We start from the raw sequence: 15345 nt of genomic DNA, 5'->3' as shown, positions 1-15345 counted from the left end.
ATGGTGTACTTCACGAATTAAAGCATGCTACGCAAGGTAGAGATTTTTAACTGATTCAGGAATGGTCTGAATTCGATAACGGGATTCTCATCAGGAATGAGTAAGGGCGATCTTTTACAGCCTTGCCGGACACTTTGACTTGCGCCACACTCTGTCCCCGGTATGTACAATTATTAGAGGAGGAATATTATTTTAAGAAGCAAGTTAATCAACAAGTGGGTCTTTGTACCAACTGTGGGATTATTCTTACTGGCAACTTTAGTGTTAATGATAGGTGGGAAGGGTCTACAAGCACCTTTATCTAGCCTATTGAGTTGGATGAACCTAAAGTTAGGGTGGATGTACCTTGGTATTTATATCATCAACTTTGTCTTCTTAATCGGATTGGCATTTAGCCGATATGGGAAAATTAAAATTGGAAAACCTGATGACAAGCCGGTTTACAGCGGATTCAAGTGGGGCGCTATGGTGTTCGCCACTGCGATTGATGCCAGCATTATGATGCTGTCCATCACCGATCCGCTGACGGTGATTCAAAATCCACCTTTTCACATTAAAGCCTATTCTCACGCCGCCTATATCTCTGCCACTATGATGGGGCAGTTTAACTGGGGGCCAATGGCTTGGATGATGTTCGCACCCGCTGCTGTTTTAATTGGTTACCTGATGTATCGTAAGGGGCAGCCAGTTCAAAAACTGAGCGACGGTATCGGTATGCTGGACGGTGATAAGCATCAATCAGCTAAGAAGTTCTTTGCTGGCTTGATCAACGTCCTTGTCGTCATCGGCATCATCGGTGGTGTTGGGTCATCTATTGGGATGGAAGTGCCAATTACTGCTAAAGCATTTTCAAGTGCAACCGGCATTAAGTACGGTTTACCATTGGAATTAGCATTGTTCGCTGTCTTGTTCGTTTTATTTGCCGTTACGGTCTTTAAGGGCTTAAACGGTGGGATTGATCGATTAAGCATGGCGCACATTTGGTTAGCCATCGGTTTTCTGGTCTTAATTTTGTTCTTTGGTCCAACCCGCTACATTATTTCTAACGAGGCACAAAGCTTAGGCATGCTCGTTCAAAAGTTCGTGCCAATGGCAACTAATACGCGACCAAGCGCTACTCAGCAGGATACAATTTTCTACTGGGGCTGGTGGTTATCGTACATGCCAGTGATGGGATTATTCATCGCGAAGATCTCACGCGGTAAGACGATTCGTCAGATGCTGATGGGTATGTTGTTGTACGGCTTTACTGGCTGTGCATTGTTCTACGCCGTAATGGGTGGCTACGCACTTTGGCTGCAACAAAATGGGGTCATCAACTTGGTCCACATTTTGAACACTCAGGGTCAAGCTGCCGTTATAGCGACCGTCATTGGGACGTTACCGATGAAGCAAGTCATGACATTGCTTTACTGCCTGTCATGTTTCATTTTCTTGGCAACAACGATTTCGGGTTCAGCTTACATCCTGTCATCCTTTACTAGTGTGCCATTGAAGCACCGTGAACCATCTCGCTTTAACCGGATGAGCTGGGTCATCGTCTTCATGATTTTCGCTTTCTCACTGGTCTTAGTAGGTGGCTTCCAAGTTATCCAGACAATTTCTGTGATGGCTGGGTTCCCGTTAATTGCGGTCTGCGCTGTTATTCTGGTGTCCATTCACCGGTTAGTTAAGCGGGATCACGAACTGGTCTTTACACCATCTCCAGAAGTTGCGGAAGTGGCACAAAGACGTCCTGTTACTGTGGAACGCAAATCTGCTATTCGTGGTAAGTTGATCTTGTCACCTAAGCAAATGGCTAATTAAGTTTATAAATCGAAAGCACTGATAAAATTATGGAAATAATTCTAGCAGCGCTTTTTTTGTGTAAAATTGAAACCGACAATATTTCGATGAGCGGATTTGTTTCGGTTAATCATAGTTGCGCAGTGGGGGAAGTTATCATAGAATAAACAAATGAAATAAACAGATTTGAAAAAATGCAATAATTTGAGACAAATGTTTTCAAAATCCAATTGAAAACGGGGGAAAAATGATGTTGATATGGGAAGTTCGAGGAGTTAACTTTATCATCAACATGCTTTTGTTAACGGGATTTTCATTACTATACACTTGGCTGCAACACGCCGAATTTCATCGACCAATTTGGAGCCGGTTACGTGGAGCGAGTCAGGTGGCTTTGACGATTGGCTTCCTGTTACTCTATCACCTTGCATCGGAGTTTAGAATATTGGAGGCTCATAATCGTCAGGGATTTGGATGGAGTTATTTAGCGTTTCAAATTGGGGTGATTCTCTTTGCCATGATTTTAAAAAAGAACTCTTGGCTTTTGTTAAGTTTATCGGTGGTTTTGTTGCTCTGGTATTGGTGGCTGCCCAACGTGCCATGGTGGGGTTACTTTTATGTTGCCAGTGTCTTAATGTTAGCAGAAGCTGATCGGTTCGGGTGGCGCATTATGAATCGACCACTGGTGTATTATCCCTTTTGCTTACTTTTTTCAGCCCCATTTCTATGGGCGAATTGGATTTCTTTACACGGAATTGAAGTTGGCTGGTGGGTAGAGTTAGCAGAATGTTTCGTGGTGTATTATTTAGTTTGGTACATCTATTACCAGTTGAAAACGCGAGATGAACACCAAGCGACTTTACTTTGTGAAGCTAGTCAGGATAATCTGACAAAGCTGAATAATTTTAGGATTTTTAATGACGATTTGCAGCAGGCTTTCGATGATTATCGTGAAAACGGCACTCAATATTTACTTTATACATTTGATATTGACTTCTTTAAACGGGTCAATGATCAATATGGGCATTTGGAGGGGAATGATGTACTTAAAGGCGTGGCTAACGAATTAAATCGGTTGTTGCCGAAAATTAGCAGTAACGCAAAGGCTTATCGCGTTGGCGGCGAAGAATTTTCTTTTGTGGTTTTCAATCATCAAACGCAGCAGGGCTCTCCTGATGAAGTTGCTAATCATGTCCGTGAGGCGATTGGCAATTTGGTTTTTAAAACCAAACAGGGGGAACAATTCAAGCTCACCATTTCATTGGGACAAGCACAAATCGATGCTGAGGATCAGAACTATTTAGATGTTTATAAGCGTGCCGACCAGCGTCTGTATCGTTCAAAAGAAGCCGGTCGTAATCGGGTAACAACCTCTGATAAACGATTTAAAATAGTCTGACTTGGTAGAATCATGGTAAAATTTAAGGTATTAAAACCAGTTCATTCAGAAGGGAATTCTCAGTATGCAGAAAGTAATTATTCCGGAGATTGCGGACAAACAAACCGACCACTATTTAACTAAGAAGGGGTATGACGTGCTTACTGTTGCTAGTGCTGATGAGGCCACTATTTTGGCGACAGCGCGCGACGTCGCTGGGATAATGATGTTCGTTTCCCCCTTTCCCAATGATTTATATGACAAATTACCTAATTTAAAAGTTTTGGCGCGTTATGGTGTTGGCTATGACAGTATTGATGCTGAGTATGCGGCAACTAAGGGTGTTTGGGTAACCAATACGCCGGGAGCCAATGCGATTAGTGTGGCGGAAAATGCTGTGACTGATATTATGTTACTGTCGAAACGCTCATATGAAATGTCCACTTTGATGCATCAAGGTAAGATCAGAACCGCTAAGCAACTCTTTGGACATGAGCTACTGGGTTCGACGGTAGGGATTGTCGGTTATGGTCACATTGGCCAAGCCGTGGCAAAAATGTTGAGCGGGTTTGGGGTTAAAACCTTGATTTATAACCGAACTAAACGGCCAACGGAATACGGTGAGTACGTCGATTTAGAAACATTATTGAAACAATCAGATTATGTCACACTGCATATCGCAGCTACTAAGCAGACTGAGCACTTAATTGGCAAGAAAGAATTTGCGATGATGAAGCCAAGTGCTTCATTGGTTAATTTAGCGCGTGGCTCTGTAGTTGATGAGCAGGCACTGATTACGGCCCTCAACACGCATCAGATTGCTAGTGCGGCTTTAGATGTTTTTGATGAGGAACCCTTACCAGCTGACAGTCCATTTTATCGCATGGATAACGTCTTTTTGACACCGCACACAGCATCAAATACGGTAGAAGCTGGTCAGAATATGGCCTTTGGTGCCGCTAAGATGATTGATGCTGCGCTATCTGGACAAAAGCCAGAGTGGGCGGTCAATGATCCGCAGCTTTAATGCCACACCAATCCATTAGTCATTAATTACCTGATTTATTAGTTTACCTGGGCTTCCCTTGGTTATTTAAAAAATCGTTCCATGGTTAGTGATGAACAAGCTAAACGTTTTGGAATCGGTTTCTTGCGTGCTAAACTACAGGCACAAAAAATAAAAGGGGGATCCTGACAATGGCAATTGATGGATCGTTATATCATACTGAGGCAGTAAATGAAAAAGGTTTAAGCGGTGTGAGTTTTATTCGTGGTAACGAAGGATTAGCGCTTGGGGTCAGCAGCTCGTTAGTGAAGGGTTCCGGTACTAATCCTGAACAATTAGTCGGTTTGGCAATCAGTACGTGTTTTAATGCGACGATTGAAATCATTGAGCAACTCCATAACTTACCGCATACGAGTGTGGTACACACCGGTGTGGATCAACTTAAAGATGACACGGGTTATAAGTTTGTGGTGCGTGTTCAAGTTTTGATGACTGGTGTGGATCATGCGCAGGCACAGGCGTTAGTTGATGAAGCAAAAAACTATTGCCCAGTAGCTAAGATGATTAAGCAAAACGCTAATGTGTCCTTTGAAGTTGTTGATGAATTTGCGTTTTAAACCAAAACAAATTAAAAAAGTTCGCCCGCATATGCAGACGAACTTTTTTTCTTATAGGCGTTGATGTTTTAACTTTCGAAAAACGTAGCGATCACTTAAAGCAATGAAGGTACCTTGGAATAGCAATGCCACCACAGTGCCGATATTCACTGCCCAAATGTGACGCTGAATCAAAAAACAGATAGCGATGATCGTAATGGGTGTGATAAAAGCTGTTAGAGAAGCAGTTACCGCATTACCGTGCAAAAATTTAAAGCGCAGAATCTGCATCAAATCATCGTTTGGATGCAGAATCAGGTTAATTCGCTGATAAATCGAGATACCGCAGCCAATCATCATAACGCCAACGATATCGAGTATCACTGACGGGACGAGTGATAAGTGTTGAATATGGAAAACGGTCAGCAATTGTGCAATTCCACTGACTAAATAACTGAAAGGAACCATGAAGAGCACGTTGCCAAGCATGCGGTGCCAATCAATTTCTCGCAGCAACACAGCGTTGGCTAAGATAACTGCAATTCCTTCCAGTAATAAAATGTTACCTAAATTCATGTGAAATAAGTGTGACATGTTGACAGCGGATGCGGTCCATAATGCGCTGCCTAAATTTAAGGAAACGGTCAGTGCGTTTCCCAGTGAGTTGATTATAATGGAAATAATAAGTAATATACAATCTCCCAAAATAGTTGGCTTGCCGTTGTCTTGATACACGTGTTGATCCCTCCATAACGTTTCTAATTATACGGGAGTATGTTGAAAATAAAAGGGGTATTTCCCCAATAGGAGTGAGTTAAATGATTAAATTCGAGCAATATTCCGGGGTGCTCTTTGATCTTCACGGGGTGATTGCGGATTCATCGCAGTATCATCTTCAAGCTTGGCGCCAATTAGCTGATGAACTTGGAATTACGTGGACAGCAGCATTAACTGAAACCGTGCTTGGGATGAACCGACAGGAAGCAGTGACAACGATTTTAGAGGCTGGTCATCAGCTGGATCGCTATACGGCTGAAGAACGGCAGAAGTTGGGCAATCATAAAAACCAGATGTACTTAGAGTTGATTTCTCATATGTCGCCAGCGGACGTATTACCCGGTGTGATACGTTTTCTGGATGAATTAAAGGCTCAGCATTACGGTATCGTGCTGGCTTCAGCATCCATGAACGCACCGTTAGAAATTAAAAAGATGCAGCTGACAGATTATTTCCCACTGATTGTTGATCCGGCGACATTGACACATAACAAGCCGGACCCTGAGATTTACGTTCGGGCGGCTGACCTGTTGAATTTGCAGCCGGATGAGTGTATGGGTGTTGAAGATTCGAAGACTGGTTTGAGTGCCCTAAACGGTTCGGGTGCCATGTCCATCGGTGTTGGTGAGTCGGAAGAAATAGCCACCGCGGACGTTAAATTTAGTCGTTCTACAGAATTGAGCTTAGCTGGTATCCAGAAGCAAGTTGAGGCACAACAAAAAAAGGTCACTGACTAAAGTGATCTTTTTTAAATTAAAGCAGTTTTTCTAAATATTCTTTTAACACCACAGCTTGATTATGAGTCTCATCTTTTGCGCCATAAAGCATGATGACATTGTCCTCAGTAAGATGGGATTTTATCAGTTTTAAAAACTCGTCGCGGTCAGGGTTAGCGTTCAGCTCAGCGATATAACGGGTTTTAAACTCAGCGTACTTTTCGGGGTCGTGACCGAACCACTGACGTAACTCTTTGGTTGGTGCAATGGTTTTAAACCACTCATCAAGAGCGGCCTTTTCCTTTGAAATTCCCCGTGGCCATAAGCGGTCAACTAAGATGCGATAACCGTCCATATCAGCGGGTTTGGTATAAATTCGTTCAATTTTGAGTGCCATTTCGAATCACCTCTTCTATAATGACAATATCACATATTGATGTTAGGGGTAGAAATTATGACAACTATGGCAGAATTTTTTAGTGGCCGTTCCACCGAAACGATTAGCCGTGAGCTCTTGGGTAAATTACTTAGCTACGAATCACCCAAAGGATTAGTTAGTGGCTACATTGTCGAAGCTGAAGCCTATCTTGGTGTTGCTGACTCGGCAGCGCATGCGTACGAAGGCCGCCGTACCAAGGCTAACGATGCGTTGTATGGTGCACCAGGGAATATCTACATCTATACTTCTCGCGGTTACTACGCTTTTGATATTGCGGTTCAGGAAAAGGGCGAGCCACAAGGGATTTTGGTACGGGGTATTGAACCTAAAGATGGGTTGGACATCATGATGGCTAACCGGCCAAAATCTGGCTCGGAACTGACGAATGGTCCGGGCAAGCTGATGCAGGCGTTTGGCATTAATGACCTTCACTGGAATAATACCATGCTTGATCAAAGTCCCTTTACAATTAGTTTAGATGATAGTCGCCAGCCGTCACGGATTGCCACATCGGCGCGGATTGGTGTCAGTAAGCGTGGCGGTCAAACCAACGCACCTTACCGTTATTTCGTTGCGGGGAATCCTTATGTTTCAGGGATGCGTAAACGGAAGATGGATTTCATAACCCACGGATGGGCTTAGAAAATTATTCCTCAATATAAGATTTTTGTGCCTCATGAAAGGCGGCAGCCCCCATATCAAACGTCTGATAGTCGATTTTTTTAAATCCGGCATTAGCGAACATTTTAGCTAATTGTTTGGCATCGACGAATTCGGCAGCAGTCTTCTCTAAGTAAGCGTAGTCCTGATAGTTGCGGACGGCTAGTTTAGTCATCAATGGAACCAGTTTGAAGTAGGCTTGCCATCCCAACTTAACGAGTGGCTGAGTTGGTTGTGATGTTTCCAGCGAAGCCGCTTTTCCACCTGGGCGCACCACGCGATGCATTTCGCGTAAGACTTGGTTGGCATCCGGCACGTTACGTAGACCAAAGCCGATGGTCACCAGGTCAAAATGATTTTTATCGTAGGATAACGCCATTGCATCACCTTGAACTAAAGTCACGCGGTCTTCTAAGTTAGCTGCTGCGACTTTCTTTTTAGCGATTGCCAACATTTCATCGCTGAAATCCAGGCCAACCACCTGACCGGAGGGGCCAACAGCCTTCGCTAGCGCTATCGTCCAATCACCTGTACCACAACAGAGGTCTAGCACAAAACTACCAGGTTTGATGGCTAGTTTTGCCATCGCAACTTTACGCCAGTGTTTGTGGGTGCCAAGGGAGATGAGATTATTCATCTGATCGTAATTTTCGGCTACTCGTTTAAAAGTTGACTGTACCTGTGGTTCTGGTGTGTGATTTGTAAGTGTCATGTTAACTCCTCCAGAGTAAATTCAGTAACTTAATTTTATCAAAAAACGTCCCGCAAGTCTGTTTCCAGCTGCGGGACGTTTTGATTTGTTGATTTAAATGTTAAAGATACTTAGCGTCTTCAACTGGATCTTGAGAAGTTAAGATCTTAGGACCATCTTTTGTGATGACCAATGTGTGTTCGTACTGTGCTGAAGGGGTGCCATCAGCTGAAACGTAGTATTCCCAAGTATCGCCAGGAACTTGCTTTGAAGCAATCTCCCAGGTACCAAGATTAACCATTGGTTCGATGGTGATAGTCATACCTTCACGTAAGCGTAGACCCTTACCAGGTTCGCCATAGTGAGGGACGTTTGGCTCTTCGTGCATCGTCGGTCCGATACCGTGACCAATCAGTTCGCGAACGTCGCCCATGTGGTTTTCGTCTTCAACGTAGTGTTGAATAGCGTAACCAATGTCACCGATCCGGTTACCAATGACGGCTTGATCAATACCTAAGTAAAGCGCCTTTTTAGTAACGTCCATGAGGTGTTGTTTTTCTTCGCTGATCTCGCCAACGGCATAGGTCCAGCAAGAATCGCTCATGAAGCCATCGAGGTTAACTACCATGTCAACGGCAACAATGTCACCGTTTTTAAGTAGGAGATCTTTACGAGGGGTGGCGTGGGCAACTTCATCGTTGACGCTGACGCAAGTGGCGTACTTGTAGCCTTCAAAGCCTTTTTCTTCGGCCTTGGCGTGGTGTTCTTCGATGTAGGCGTTAGCAAATTTTTCGATGTCCCAGCTAGAAATACCGGGTTTGATGATGTCGCGTAGACCCAAGTGAACACCGGCCAAAATGGCACCGGATTTACGCATCATTTCAATTTCACGTTCTGATTTTAAAGTAATCAAGAATTTGAGCTCCTTTGTTCTTTAATAAATTCAACAGTTATAATGGTACACCAAAAAGCCATGGTGTGGAAGCAAGCGTTTAGAGACTGGAGCCTAAGCTACTTTCGGCGTAAATCCGTGGGCTTGGGATTTATGCCGAAAGTAGCTTAGGTGCAAGTCTCAGTTTGCTTGAGCCCAGTTCGGCTATGTTGAATGCTACTTTCTGCTTGCTGGAACCTGAATAGAACATGGTGTGAAAGCGGACGTTTTGAGAGCGGTGTGTAAGCGAGTAACGTTGTAAGCCTGGGTTTGGGCTTATAACGTTACTCGCTTACATGTAGCTCTCAGTCCGCTGAAACCCGAATAGGCTATGACGCCTGTCCACCCCCAATCCCACCCAAAACATGCCACAACCTTAAACCTTCCTTAAATATCTTGTCCCAGCCTCAATTCCTTGCTACAATGTTCTGCAACGATATGACTTACAATTAACAGGAGGGATTCAATGACATCACCGATATTCGCCTTTTTTGATCCAACGTATATCTTAGTTATTATTGGTTTGTTACTGTCAATGGCAGCTTCAGGCTACGTTAATTCAACCTACGCTAAATACGATCGTTATCGCGCCCAAAGCGGTGTCACTGGAACTGGTGCCGCTCAGTATATTTTGCAGCAGTCAGGCATCAACAACGTTTCGGTGCATCCCATTGCTGGTAATTTGACTGATAACTATAACGGTGGCAATAAAACGCTGAACTTGTCAGAATCAACAGCTAATTCATCGTCGGTAGCAGCAGTTGGTGTGGCAGCCCATGAATGTGGGCATGCGGTACAAGATGCTAGTCATTATTTTCCAATGAGATTGCGAACAGCTATTGTACCCGTTGCTAATTTTGGTTCTTCAATTTCATTTCCACTGATTTTAGTGGGGGTACTGATGGGAATGAACCAGACGTTGATTCATATTGGTATCTTCCTGTTTTCGTTTGCATTGTTGTTTCAATTGGTGACGTTGCCCGTGGAATTTAACGCGTCGCACCGGGCACTTCGAATCCTCACCGATGGCGGTTTACTAACTGCGGATGAGGTACCAATGGTAAGACGTGTCCTGACGGCGGCAGCCCTCACTTACGTTGCAGCTGCATTGGCAACATTTTTACAATTGCTACGATTAATCATCCTTTTTGGTGGAAATCGTGACGACAATTAAGCGGGTTTGACTTATAATAAGAATAGGATGAAAAGGTTGGTGGTAATGATGGACTTAATCTCATATTTGAAGGATCAAATCGAGTTTTTAACTGAGCAATTTAACAAAGCAGAAACGGATAAAGACGTTACTATGAAATACATTACGGAGTCTCGCTTGGATGAAGCAAAGAAGATCAAACAAGCAATCGATGACGGTACAATTAATAGTTTGAGTTAGTAGTCGGCACGGCCAATCTGGTCGTGCTTTTTTTACGTGAAGTGAACGGGGGATTGAAAATGGCACTCAGCGACTATTATGAACAAATTAAACAAATGGGACACCAAAGAACTTTTGAAGCGGGAGAAGATTTATTACGTGAAGGTGACGTTGCTAAGCAACTATATTTTGTTGATCGGGGTGCGGTGAGATTGTGGCATAACGATGATGGCCGCGATATCACGGTGCAGTTTTTCTTCGAAGGTCAAGCAGTGTCTTCCTTTGAAAGTTTTTATCTGGTTAAGCCGAGTTTGTTTGCCGTTACCGCTATGGAAAGAACAACGGTGACAGTTGTTGATGGGAAATTATTGCGACACACCATTGAAGCAGAGCCCAAACTGATGGCAGCTTTTACCGACTATGTCTGTCACCGTTTTATTGATTACACGCAGTACTTTCTCAATCGGATTGAAGATTCTCCAGAATTGCGCTACCAGAGTTTGTTGGCATCTGATCCGGAATTAGTCAACCGTGTTCCTAAATTTGAGTTGGCCTCATATCTAGGTATTACACCAGTGTCACTTTCCCGAATTCGCAGTCGATTAAATAAATAATGTGTCTATTAACATATGTTAATGCGCTGGTCAGGGGTGCTCACTATACTAACCTTATTAACTTTTGGAGGTTAGAAACATGACAAAAACATTAATCGTAACATCTCACCCATATGAAGGCAGTTTCTGCCACGCTCTGATGGTGGCAGCTAAAGAAGGTGCAGAAAAAGCGGGTCATACTGTGGATATCATTGATTTGGAGGCAGATCATTTTGACCCAGTGATGCATAGTGCTGACTTGATTGGCTTCTTAAAGCATAAAGCTCAAGATGAGCAAGCTATCGACTACATTCAGCGTGTGAAGGAAGCCGACCACTTGATTTTAGTCTTTCCGATTTGGTGGGAATTAATGCCAGCAATGATGAAGGGGTTCATTGACAAAGTGGTCTTCCCTGGGGAAACTTTCGACTATGTAAAAGGCGGTACCGGGATGGCTTCAAAGTTAGCACAATTACAGTCCACTACGATCATTACGACCATGAATACCCCGAAAGCACTCTATCGTTGGGTCTTCGGTGATGCGATTCAACGCGCATTGATTCGTGGTACCTTTAAGAAAATGGGTTTGAAGAATGTCAAATGGTTAAGCTGCAACATGGTTAAGAAAAGTAGCGATGCTAAGCGTCAAAACTGGTTGCAACAAGCTAATCAAATAGGGACACGTTAAGCAGCTGTGACATAAGTGTCTACTGGTGAAAACGTCATCTATTTTCTTGACTGAGAGCCAACTTAAAGTTTGTTTTTGTTCGTTGTTTTAAGCTAGTCAAACCCTGTTCAACAACTCAGATTTAGGCCATTTAACGCAAAGAAACGCCACCCCGACAAGCATCGGTGACGTTTCTTTGCGTTAAATTCTGGAATCTACCGAGTTGTCTCACACGCTGTTTTTGAAACGTGTTTTGGGGAGAAGAGACTGGAGTGTAACCGCTCCCCGGCACACTCTATTGTTAGGTGACAAGAACTTAAAACTACTCAGATATTCAATCTACATTTGGCACAATTGATTTTAACCGGAATTACTCCTATCATTGTGGATATAAGGGGGAATCTGAAAATGGATCAATCAACTACGCTATCAGGGCGTACACGGCTATGGTTCGTGGCGACTTTGCTGATGGGGACCTTCACCATGTCAATCAGTCAATCAGCCTTGTCCACAGCCTACCCAACGCTGATGCGGTATTTTTCAATTTCGGCTTCAACTGTTCAGTGGCTAACAACTGGCTTCATGCTCATTATGTGTATTATGATGCCAGTTAGTCCCTGGTTATTGAGCAATATTGGGTTTAAGCCATTATTTTTGTCTGTTTTAACCATGTTTGACGTGGGAACACTCTTAATCATCTTGGCACCAAACTTTCCGTTAGTCCTTTTGGGGCGTGCCATGGAAGCAATAGGTGTCGGTATTTTGTTCCCGTCGTATCAAACGGTACTTCTGACGATCACACCACATGACGAACGTGGCAGCGCAATGGGTGTTGCAGGGTTGGTCATGGGGTCAGCGCTAGCGGTAGGGCCGATTATTTCTGGGATTGTGCTCCGATTTACCACTTGGCAAGGACTATTTATCGTCTTTATGATCATTATTAGTCTGGTTATCTTACTATCGCTGAAGACAATTGTTAACGTGATGCCACAAGTGCCGTCGCACCTGGACTGGCTTTCAGTAATCAGCCTCGTCGGATTCATTGGCGTCCTTTACGTGATCAACTTGGTTGGCACACCAGGTGTTAACTGGGGGATGGCCAGTGTGATCCTGATTGTCAGCATCGTGTTACTGCTATTCTTTGGTATCAGACAATTACGTTTGCCGGAACCGCTGCTTGATCTACGGGTCTTCAAAGTTCGTCAGTTTAACGCATCCGTATGGTTGACAGGTCTTTCCTACATCGCGTTAATTGTTGTCACGATTGTTTTCCCACTGTACTACCAAATTATTTTGGGTGTCAGTCCGTTTATTTCAGGAATGGCGTTAGTTCCCGGTGCGTTATTCTTAAGTATTTTAAACCCGTTAACTGGTCGTCTAGCTGATAAGATTGGCTTTAAAAAGGTTTTGTTGATTGGGATGATCATGATTCTCATAGGATGGGGCATCTTAGCACTTGTTCCCGTTAAATTTTCACTTTGGGGGATGATGCCGATTGCGATGTTGATTGAAGGTGGCAATGCCTTTGTCATGATGCCTGCGACTACATTGGGCGCGGATGCGTTGCCTAATGAGAAGGTTTCTCACGGGACTGCCGTCATCACTACCATGCGTCAATTACTAGGATCGACGGGTGTTGCCGTAGCGACCATCTTACTGTCGTTGGGTGGAGTCGCCACGGCAACTTTAGGAAATTTCCACATTGTTTTCATCACTTTCTTTATTCTTGAAATTATTGGCCTCCTTTTAGCACTTACTTTGAAAGAAAAGAAAGTTCAAAATTAAAACGGTTGAAATTATGACAATGTCGTTCAAATTTTAGTCTAAATTTTTCAAAAAATTCTCTCATTTTTACAATTTTAAAAGTCAATTGTAGCCCGTCATGACGGAATTTGTCGCTTTTATTAAATTCTCATTTTTCTATTTTCGTTCGGGTCATTTTAGGCTACAATGGAGTTATGCAAATGAGTTGCATTGGAAGGGGAATTGTCCACATGACTGAGTCAGAAAAAGTAGAAACATCTGCGTTATATATGAATCCAGATCGAGAAATTGCTGTACTTAATTACACGAACAAGTATGTTTCCGATATCTTTACCTTAATCAATAGTAAAGAACTCGAGGAAGTTGTCCGCTTATTTTTAGATGATCGACGTCATACCTCCGAGAGTCAGCGAAGCGATTTTGAGGATACAGATCCCAAAACTTACATCGATACATTGAAGGCAGTTTTGCTTGATCGTTCTGACGCTTTTGATACGTATAAGCGTGAGGAAATTCTTTTAAGTGTTGAAGACCTGTATTCATATTACCGGTCATATCTTAGAATTGGTGTTGTTAACTTGCATGGGAGTGAAGCAACCGCAAAGAACTTCATGCAAATGGATAATAAGTTCAATGATGTTGTCATTGAAGCCTATCGGACAATTGAAGAAAAGCTGCAAGGATTCCGTAACAAGACTTATCGTCAGGTGAGCGCAGGGACTTCTGCATGTGTTTTGACGCAATCGTTAGACTGGCCAATTCCACATGGTTATGAAGCTTTGAAGCCAATTCGTTTCTTAGAGACTTTGATGTTACGGCCACCAATGATGATGAAGACACCTTCAAACAGACGTGAGGGAACATTTACGGCCGTTCCTGATAACCCAATTGACAAATTCCATGGCTCACGTAGCGAATGGTACTGCTTCCCAGCTAAGATCGGTGAAAGTTTAGCTTATATTTACTTCCACCGGGATTACTTTGTTAGCGGGATTTCACTGGCTAACTTATTTGAAGTTGCCAGCGCTAAGGAAGTTGCCGGTCATAAACCAGATGAAATCTTATTATTTGGTTTACCAGAGACTGAAGGCGATGTTTGCCACTACCACCATGATGAAGAAAACGACATCTGGGTCGGCGAAGTACCATACAACGATAAGACCACGTATTTTGGCTACATGAAGAAGATGTGCTTAACGTTGCATAACTTGCACATGATCTACGAAAACCGTTTGCCAATTCATGGTTCAATGGTTCGGATCAAGTTCGCTAACGGCAAGAATAAAAACGTGGTCTTCTTCGGTGATTCCGGTGCCGGGAAGTCAGAATCTTTGGAAGCCTTGCAGGAAATTGCGGACGATAAGATTTTGAGTCTTGAAACGATTTTTGATGACATGGGCAGCTTCACGTTAACCGACGATGATTTGTATGCGCAAGGAACGGAAATTGGGGCTTTTGTCCGACTGGATGATTTAAGTTCTGCCGTGGCCTTTAATAACATGGACCGCGGTGTGTACTTGAATCCAGACCGTAAGAATGCCCGGGTCATCATTCCCGCTGATTCATATAACCGAGTTGTGGGCCATCACGGTGTTGACATGTGGGTCTATGCAAACAACTATGATAAAGAAATTGGGATTCACCGTTTCGATAATGAAGAGGAAGCTAAGGCAACCTTCATTGAAGGCAAGCGGTTTGCTTTGGGGACGACGGATGAAGTTGGGATGAGTACGACCTTCTTCGCTAACCCATTTGGACCAGTGCAAGAAGAAGCCAAGACTCGGCCAATTATCGATAAGGTATTCAAGCGCTTGTTTGATCAAGGAGTATATGTAGGTGAAATTTATACCCACCTTGGCACTGATAAGAGTAAGGATAGCTTGAATGAAAGTGCTAAAGAGCTGTTGGATGAATTGTGGAATTCATAGAGCGCGAACCGCGGCGTTTAGATAGCGGCGTGTAAGACAGGA

The 15345-nt window shown here is 43.4% G+C and carries 16 protein-coding genes; 12 read left to right on the top strand and 4 right to left on the bottom strand.

The genetic code is table 11. The features are described 5' to 3' along the window. Nucleotides 1-186: 186 nt before the first annotated feature. From AC6H04_RS09800 to AC6H04_RS09785, 4 genes are all read left to right on the top strand, one after another. The gene (locus tag AC6H04_RS09800) at nt 187-1806 is read left to right on the top strand and encodes a BCCT family transporter (RefSeq protein ID WP_497571508.1); all 1620 of its coding nucleotides are present in this window, start codon (nt 187-189) and stop codon (nt 1804-1806) included. A gap of 229 nt (nt 1807-2035) precedes the next feature. Further along, complete coding sequence (locus tag AC6H04_RS09795) at nt 2036-3184, top strand: GGDEF domain-containing protein (RefSeq protein ID WP_497571491.1); 1149 nt, start codon at nt 2036-2038, stop codon at nt 3182-3184. A 64-nt stretch (nt 3185-3248) separates the two neighbouring features. Next, nucleotides 3249-4190 (top strand): phosphoglycerate dehydrogenase, encoded by a 942-nt coding sequence (locus AC6H04_RS09790; protein ID WP_497571490.1) that lies wholly within the window; start codon nt 3249-3251, stop codon nt 4188-4190. 170 nt (nt 4191-4360) lie between these two features. Further along, the gene (locus tag AC6H04_RS09785) at nt 4361-4786 is read left to right on the top strand and encodes an OsmC family protein (protein WP_497571489.1); all 426 of its coding nucleotides are present in this window, start codon (nt 4361-4363) and stop codon (nt 4784-4786) included. A gap of 51 nt (nt 4787-4837) precedes the next feature. On the opposite strand, the gene AC6H04_RS09780 is transcribed toward AC6H04_RS09785, so the two are convergent. Continuing rightward, nucleotides 4838-5500 (bottom strand): DUF6198 family protein, encoded by a 663-nt coding sequence (locus AC6H04_RS09780; protein WP_497571488.1) that lies wholly within the window; start codon nt 5498-5500, stop codon nt 4838-4840. A gap of 83 nt (nt 5501-5583) precedes the next feature. Here AC6H04_RS09780 and pgmB point away from each other — a divergent pair, with 83 nt between their 5' ends. Then, on the top strand, nt 5584-6279 hold the full coding sequence (gene pgmB, locus AC6H04_RS09775) for a beta-phosphoglucomutase (RefSeq protein ID WP_497571487.1): 696 nt from the start codon (nt 5584-5586) through the stop codon (nt 6277-6279). 16 nt (nt 6280-6295) lie between these two features. Here pgmB and AC6H04_RS09770 read toward each other — a convergent pair whose 3' ends face one another. After that, nucleotides 6296-6655: a DUF488 domain-containing protein gene (locus tag AC6H04_RS09770; protein WP_497571486.1), complete on the bottom strand. Its 360-nt coding sequence runs from the start codon at nt 6653-6655 to the stop codon at nt 6296-6298. A gap of 57 nt (nt 6656-6712) precedes the next feature. Here AC6H04_RS09770 and AC6H04_RS09765 point away from each other — a divergent pair, with 57 nt between their 5' ends. Continuing rightward, nucleotides 6713-7339 (top strand): DNA-3-methyladenine glycosylase, encoded by a 627-nt coding sequence (locus tag AC6H04_RS09765; RefSeq protein ID WP_497571485.1) that lies wholly within the window; start codon nt 6713-6715, stop codon nt 7337-7339. Nucleotides 7340-7343: 4 nt separating this feature from the next. Here the strand turns inward: AC6H04_RS09765 and AC6H04_RS09760 are convergent, their stop codons facing one another. Both AC6H04_RS09760 and map read right to left on the bottom strand, forming a co-directional pair. Further along, a complete protein-coding gene (locus AC6H04_RS09760) occupies nt 7344-8069 on the bottom strand; it encodes a demethylmenaquinone methyltransferase (protein ID WP_497571484.1) in 726 nt (241 codons plus the stop codon). Nucleotides 8070-8169: 100 nt separating this feature from the next. Continuing rightward, on the bottom strand, nt 8170-8961 hold the full coding sequence (gene map / locus AC6H04_RS09755; protein ID WP_098823765.1) for a type I methionyl aminopeptidase: 792 nt from the start codon (nt 8959-8961) through the stop codon (nt 8170-8172). 484 nt (nt 8962-9445) lie between these two features. Here map and AC6H04_RS09750 point away from each other — a divergent pair, with 484 nt between their 5' ends. The 6 genes from AC6H04_RS09750 to AC6H04_RS09725 all read left to right on the top strand — a co-directional run bounded on the left by AC6H04_RS09750 (nt 9446) and on the right by AC6H04_RS09725 (nt 15303). Beyond that, nucleotides 9446-10153 carry a zinc metallopeptidase gene (locus AC6H04_RS09750; protein ID WP_497571483.1) on the top strand — a complete coding sequence of 236 codons (708 nt, stop codon included), beginning with the start codon at nt 9446-9448 and terminating at the stop codon, nt 10151-10153. 45 nt (nt 10154-10198) lie between these two features. Further along, nucleotides 10199-10372: a hypothetical protein gene (locus AC6H04_RS09745; RefSeq protein ID WP_497571482.1), complete on the top strand. Its 174-nt coding sequence runs from the start codon at nt 10199-10201 to the stop codon at nt 10370-10372. Nucleotides 10373-10431: 59 nt separating this feature from the next. Beyond that, nucleotides 10432-10965 carry a Crp/Fnr family transcriptional regulator gene (locus AC6H04_RS09740; protein WP_497571481.1) on the top strand — a complete coding sequence of 178 codons (534 nt, stop codon included), beginning with the start codon at nt 10432-10434 and terminating at the stop codon, nt 10963-10965. A gap of 79 nt (nt 10966-11044) precedes the next feature. After that, complete coding sequence (locus tag AC6H04_RS09735; protein WP_497571480.1) at nt 11045-11632, top strand: NAD(P)H-dependent oxidoreductase; 588 nt, start codon at nt 11045-11047, stop codon at nt 11630-11632. A 387-nt stretch (nt 11633-12019) separates the two neighbouring features. Then, nucleotides 12020-13396 (top strand): MFS transporter, encoded by a 1377-nt coding sequence (locus AC6H04_RS09730; RefSeq protein WP_497571479.1) that lies wholly within the window; start codon nt 12020-12022, stop codon nt 13394-13396. Between the two features lie 209 nt (nt 13397-13605). After that, a complete protein-coding gene (locus tag AC6H04_RS09725) occupies nt 13606-15303 on the top strand; it encodes a phosphoenolpyruvate carboxykinase (protein ID WP_497571478.1) in 1698 nt (565 codons plus the stop codon). Nucleotides 15304-15345: the final 42 nt, after the last annotated feature.

The sequence above is a fragment of the Secundilactobacillus sp. MJ173 genome, assembly GCF_059704265.1.
This window is presented reverse-complemented; position numbering and strand designations above follow the sequence as displayed.

Bases quoted from the DNA above. Each gene is read 5' to 3' on its own strand.
- AC6H04_RS09765 (WP_497571485.1), top strand. From the start codon at position 6,713: ATGACAACTATGGCAGAATTTTTTAGTGGCCGTTCCACCGAAACGATT.
- pgmB (WP_497571487.1), top strand. From the start codon at position 5,584: ATGATTAAATTCGAGCAATATTCCGGGGTGCTCTTTGATCTTCACGGG.
- AC6H04_RS09730 (WP_497571479.1), top strand. From the start codon at position 12,020: ATGGATCAATCAACTACGCTATCAGGGCGTACACGGCTATGGTTCGTG.
- AC6H04_RS09770 (WP_497571486.1), bottom strand. From the start codon at position 6,655: ATGGCACTCAAAATTGAACGAATTTATACCAAACCCGCTGATATGGAC.
- AC6H04_RS09725 (WP_497571478.1), top strand. From the start codon at position 13,606: ATGACTGAGTCAGAAAAAGTAGAAACATCTGCGTTATATATGAATCCA.
- AC6H04_RS09790 (WP_497571490.1), top strand. From the start codon at position 3,249: ATGCAGAAAGTAATTATTCCGGAGATTGCGGACAAACAAACCGACCAC.
- AC6H04_RS09795 (WP_497571491.1), top strand. From the start codon at position 2,036: ATGTTGATATGGGAAGTTCGAGGAGTTAACTTTATCATCAACATGCTT.
- AC6H04_RS09745 (WP_497571482.1), top strand. From the start codon at position 10,199: ATGATGGACTTAATCTCATATTTGAAGGATCAAATCGAGTTTTTAACT.
- AC6H04_RS09735 (WP_497571480.1), top strand. From the start codon at position 11,045: ATGACAAAAACATTAATCGTAACATCTCACCCATATGAAGGCAGTTTC.
- AC6H04_RS09760 (WP_497571484.1), bottom strand. From the start codon at position 8,069: ATGACACTTACAAATCACACACCAGAACCACAGGTACAGTCAACTTTT.
- AC6H04_RS09740 (WP_497571481.1), top strand. From the start codon at position 10,432: ATGGCACTCAGCGACTATTATGAACAAATTAAACAAATGGGACACCAA.
- AC6H04_RS09785 (WP_497571489.1), top strand. From the start codon at position 4,361: ATGGCAATTGATGGATCGTTATATCATACTGAGGCAGTAAATGAAAAA.
- AC6H04_RS09750 (WP_497571483.1), top strand. From the start codon at position 9,446: ATGACATCACCGATATTCGCCTTTTTTGATCCAACGTATATCTTAGTT.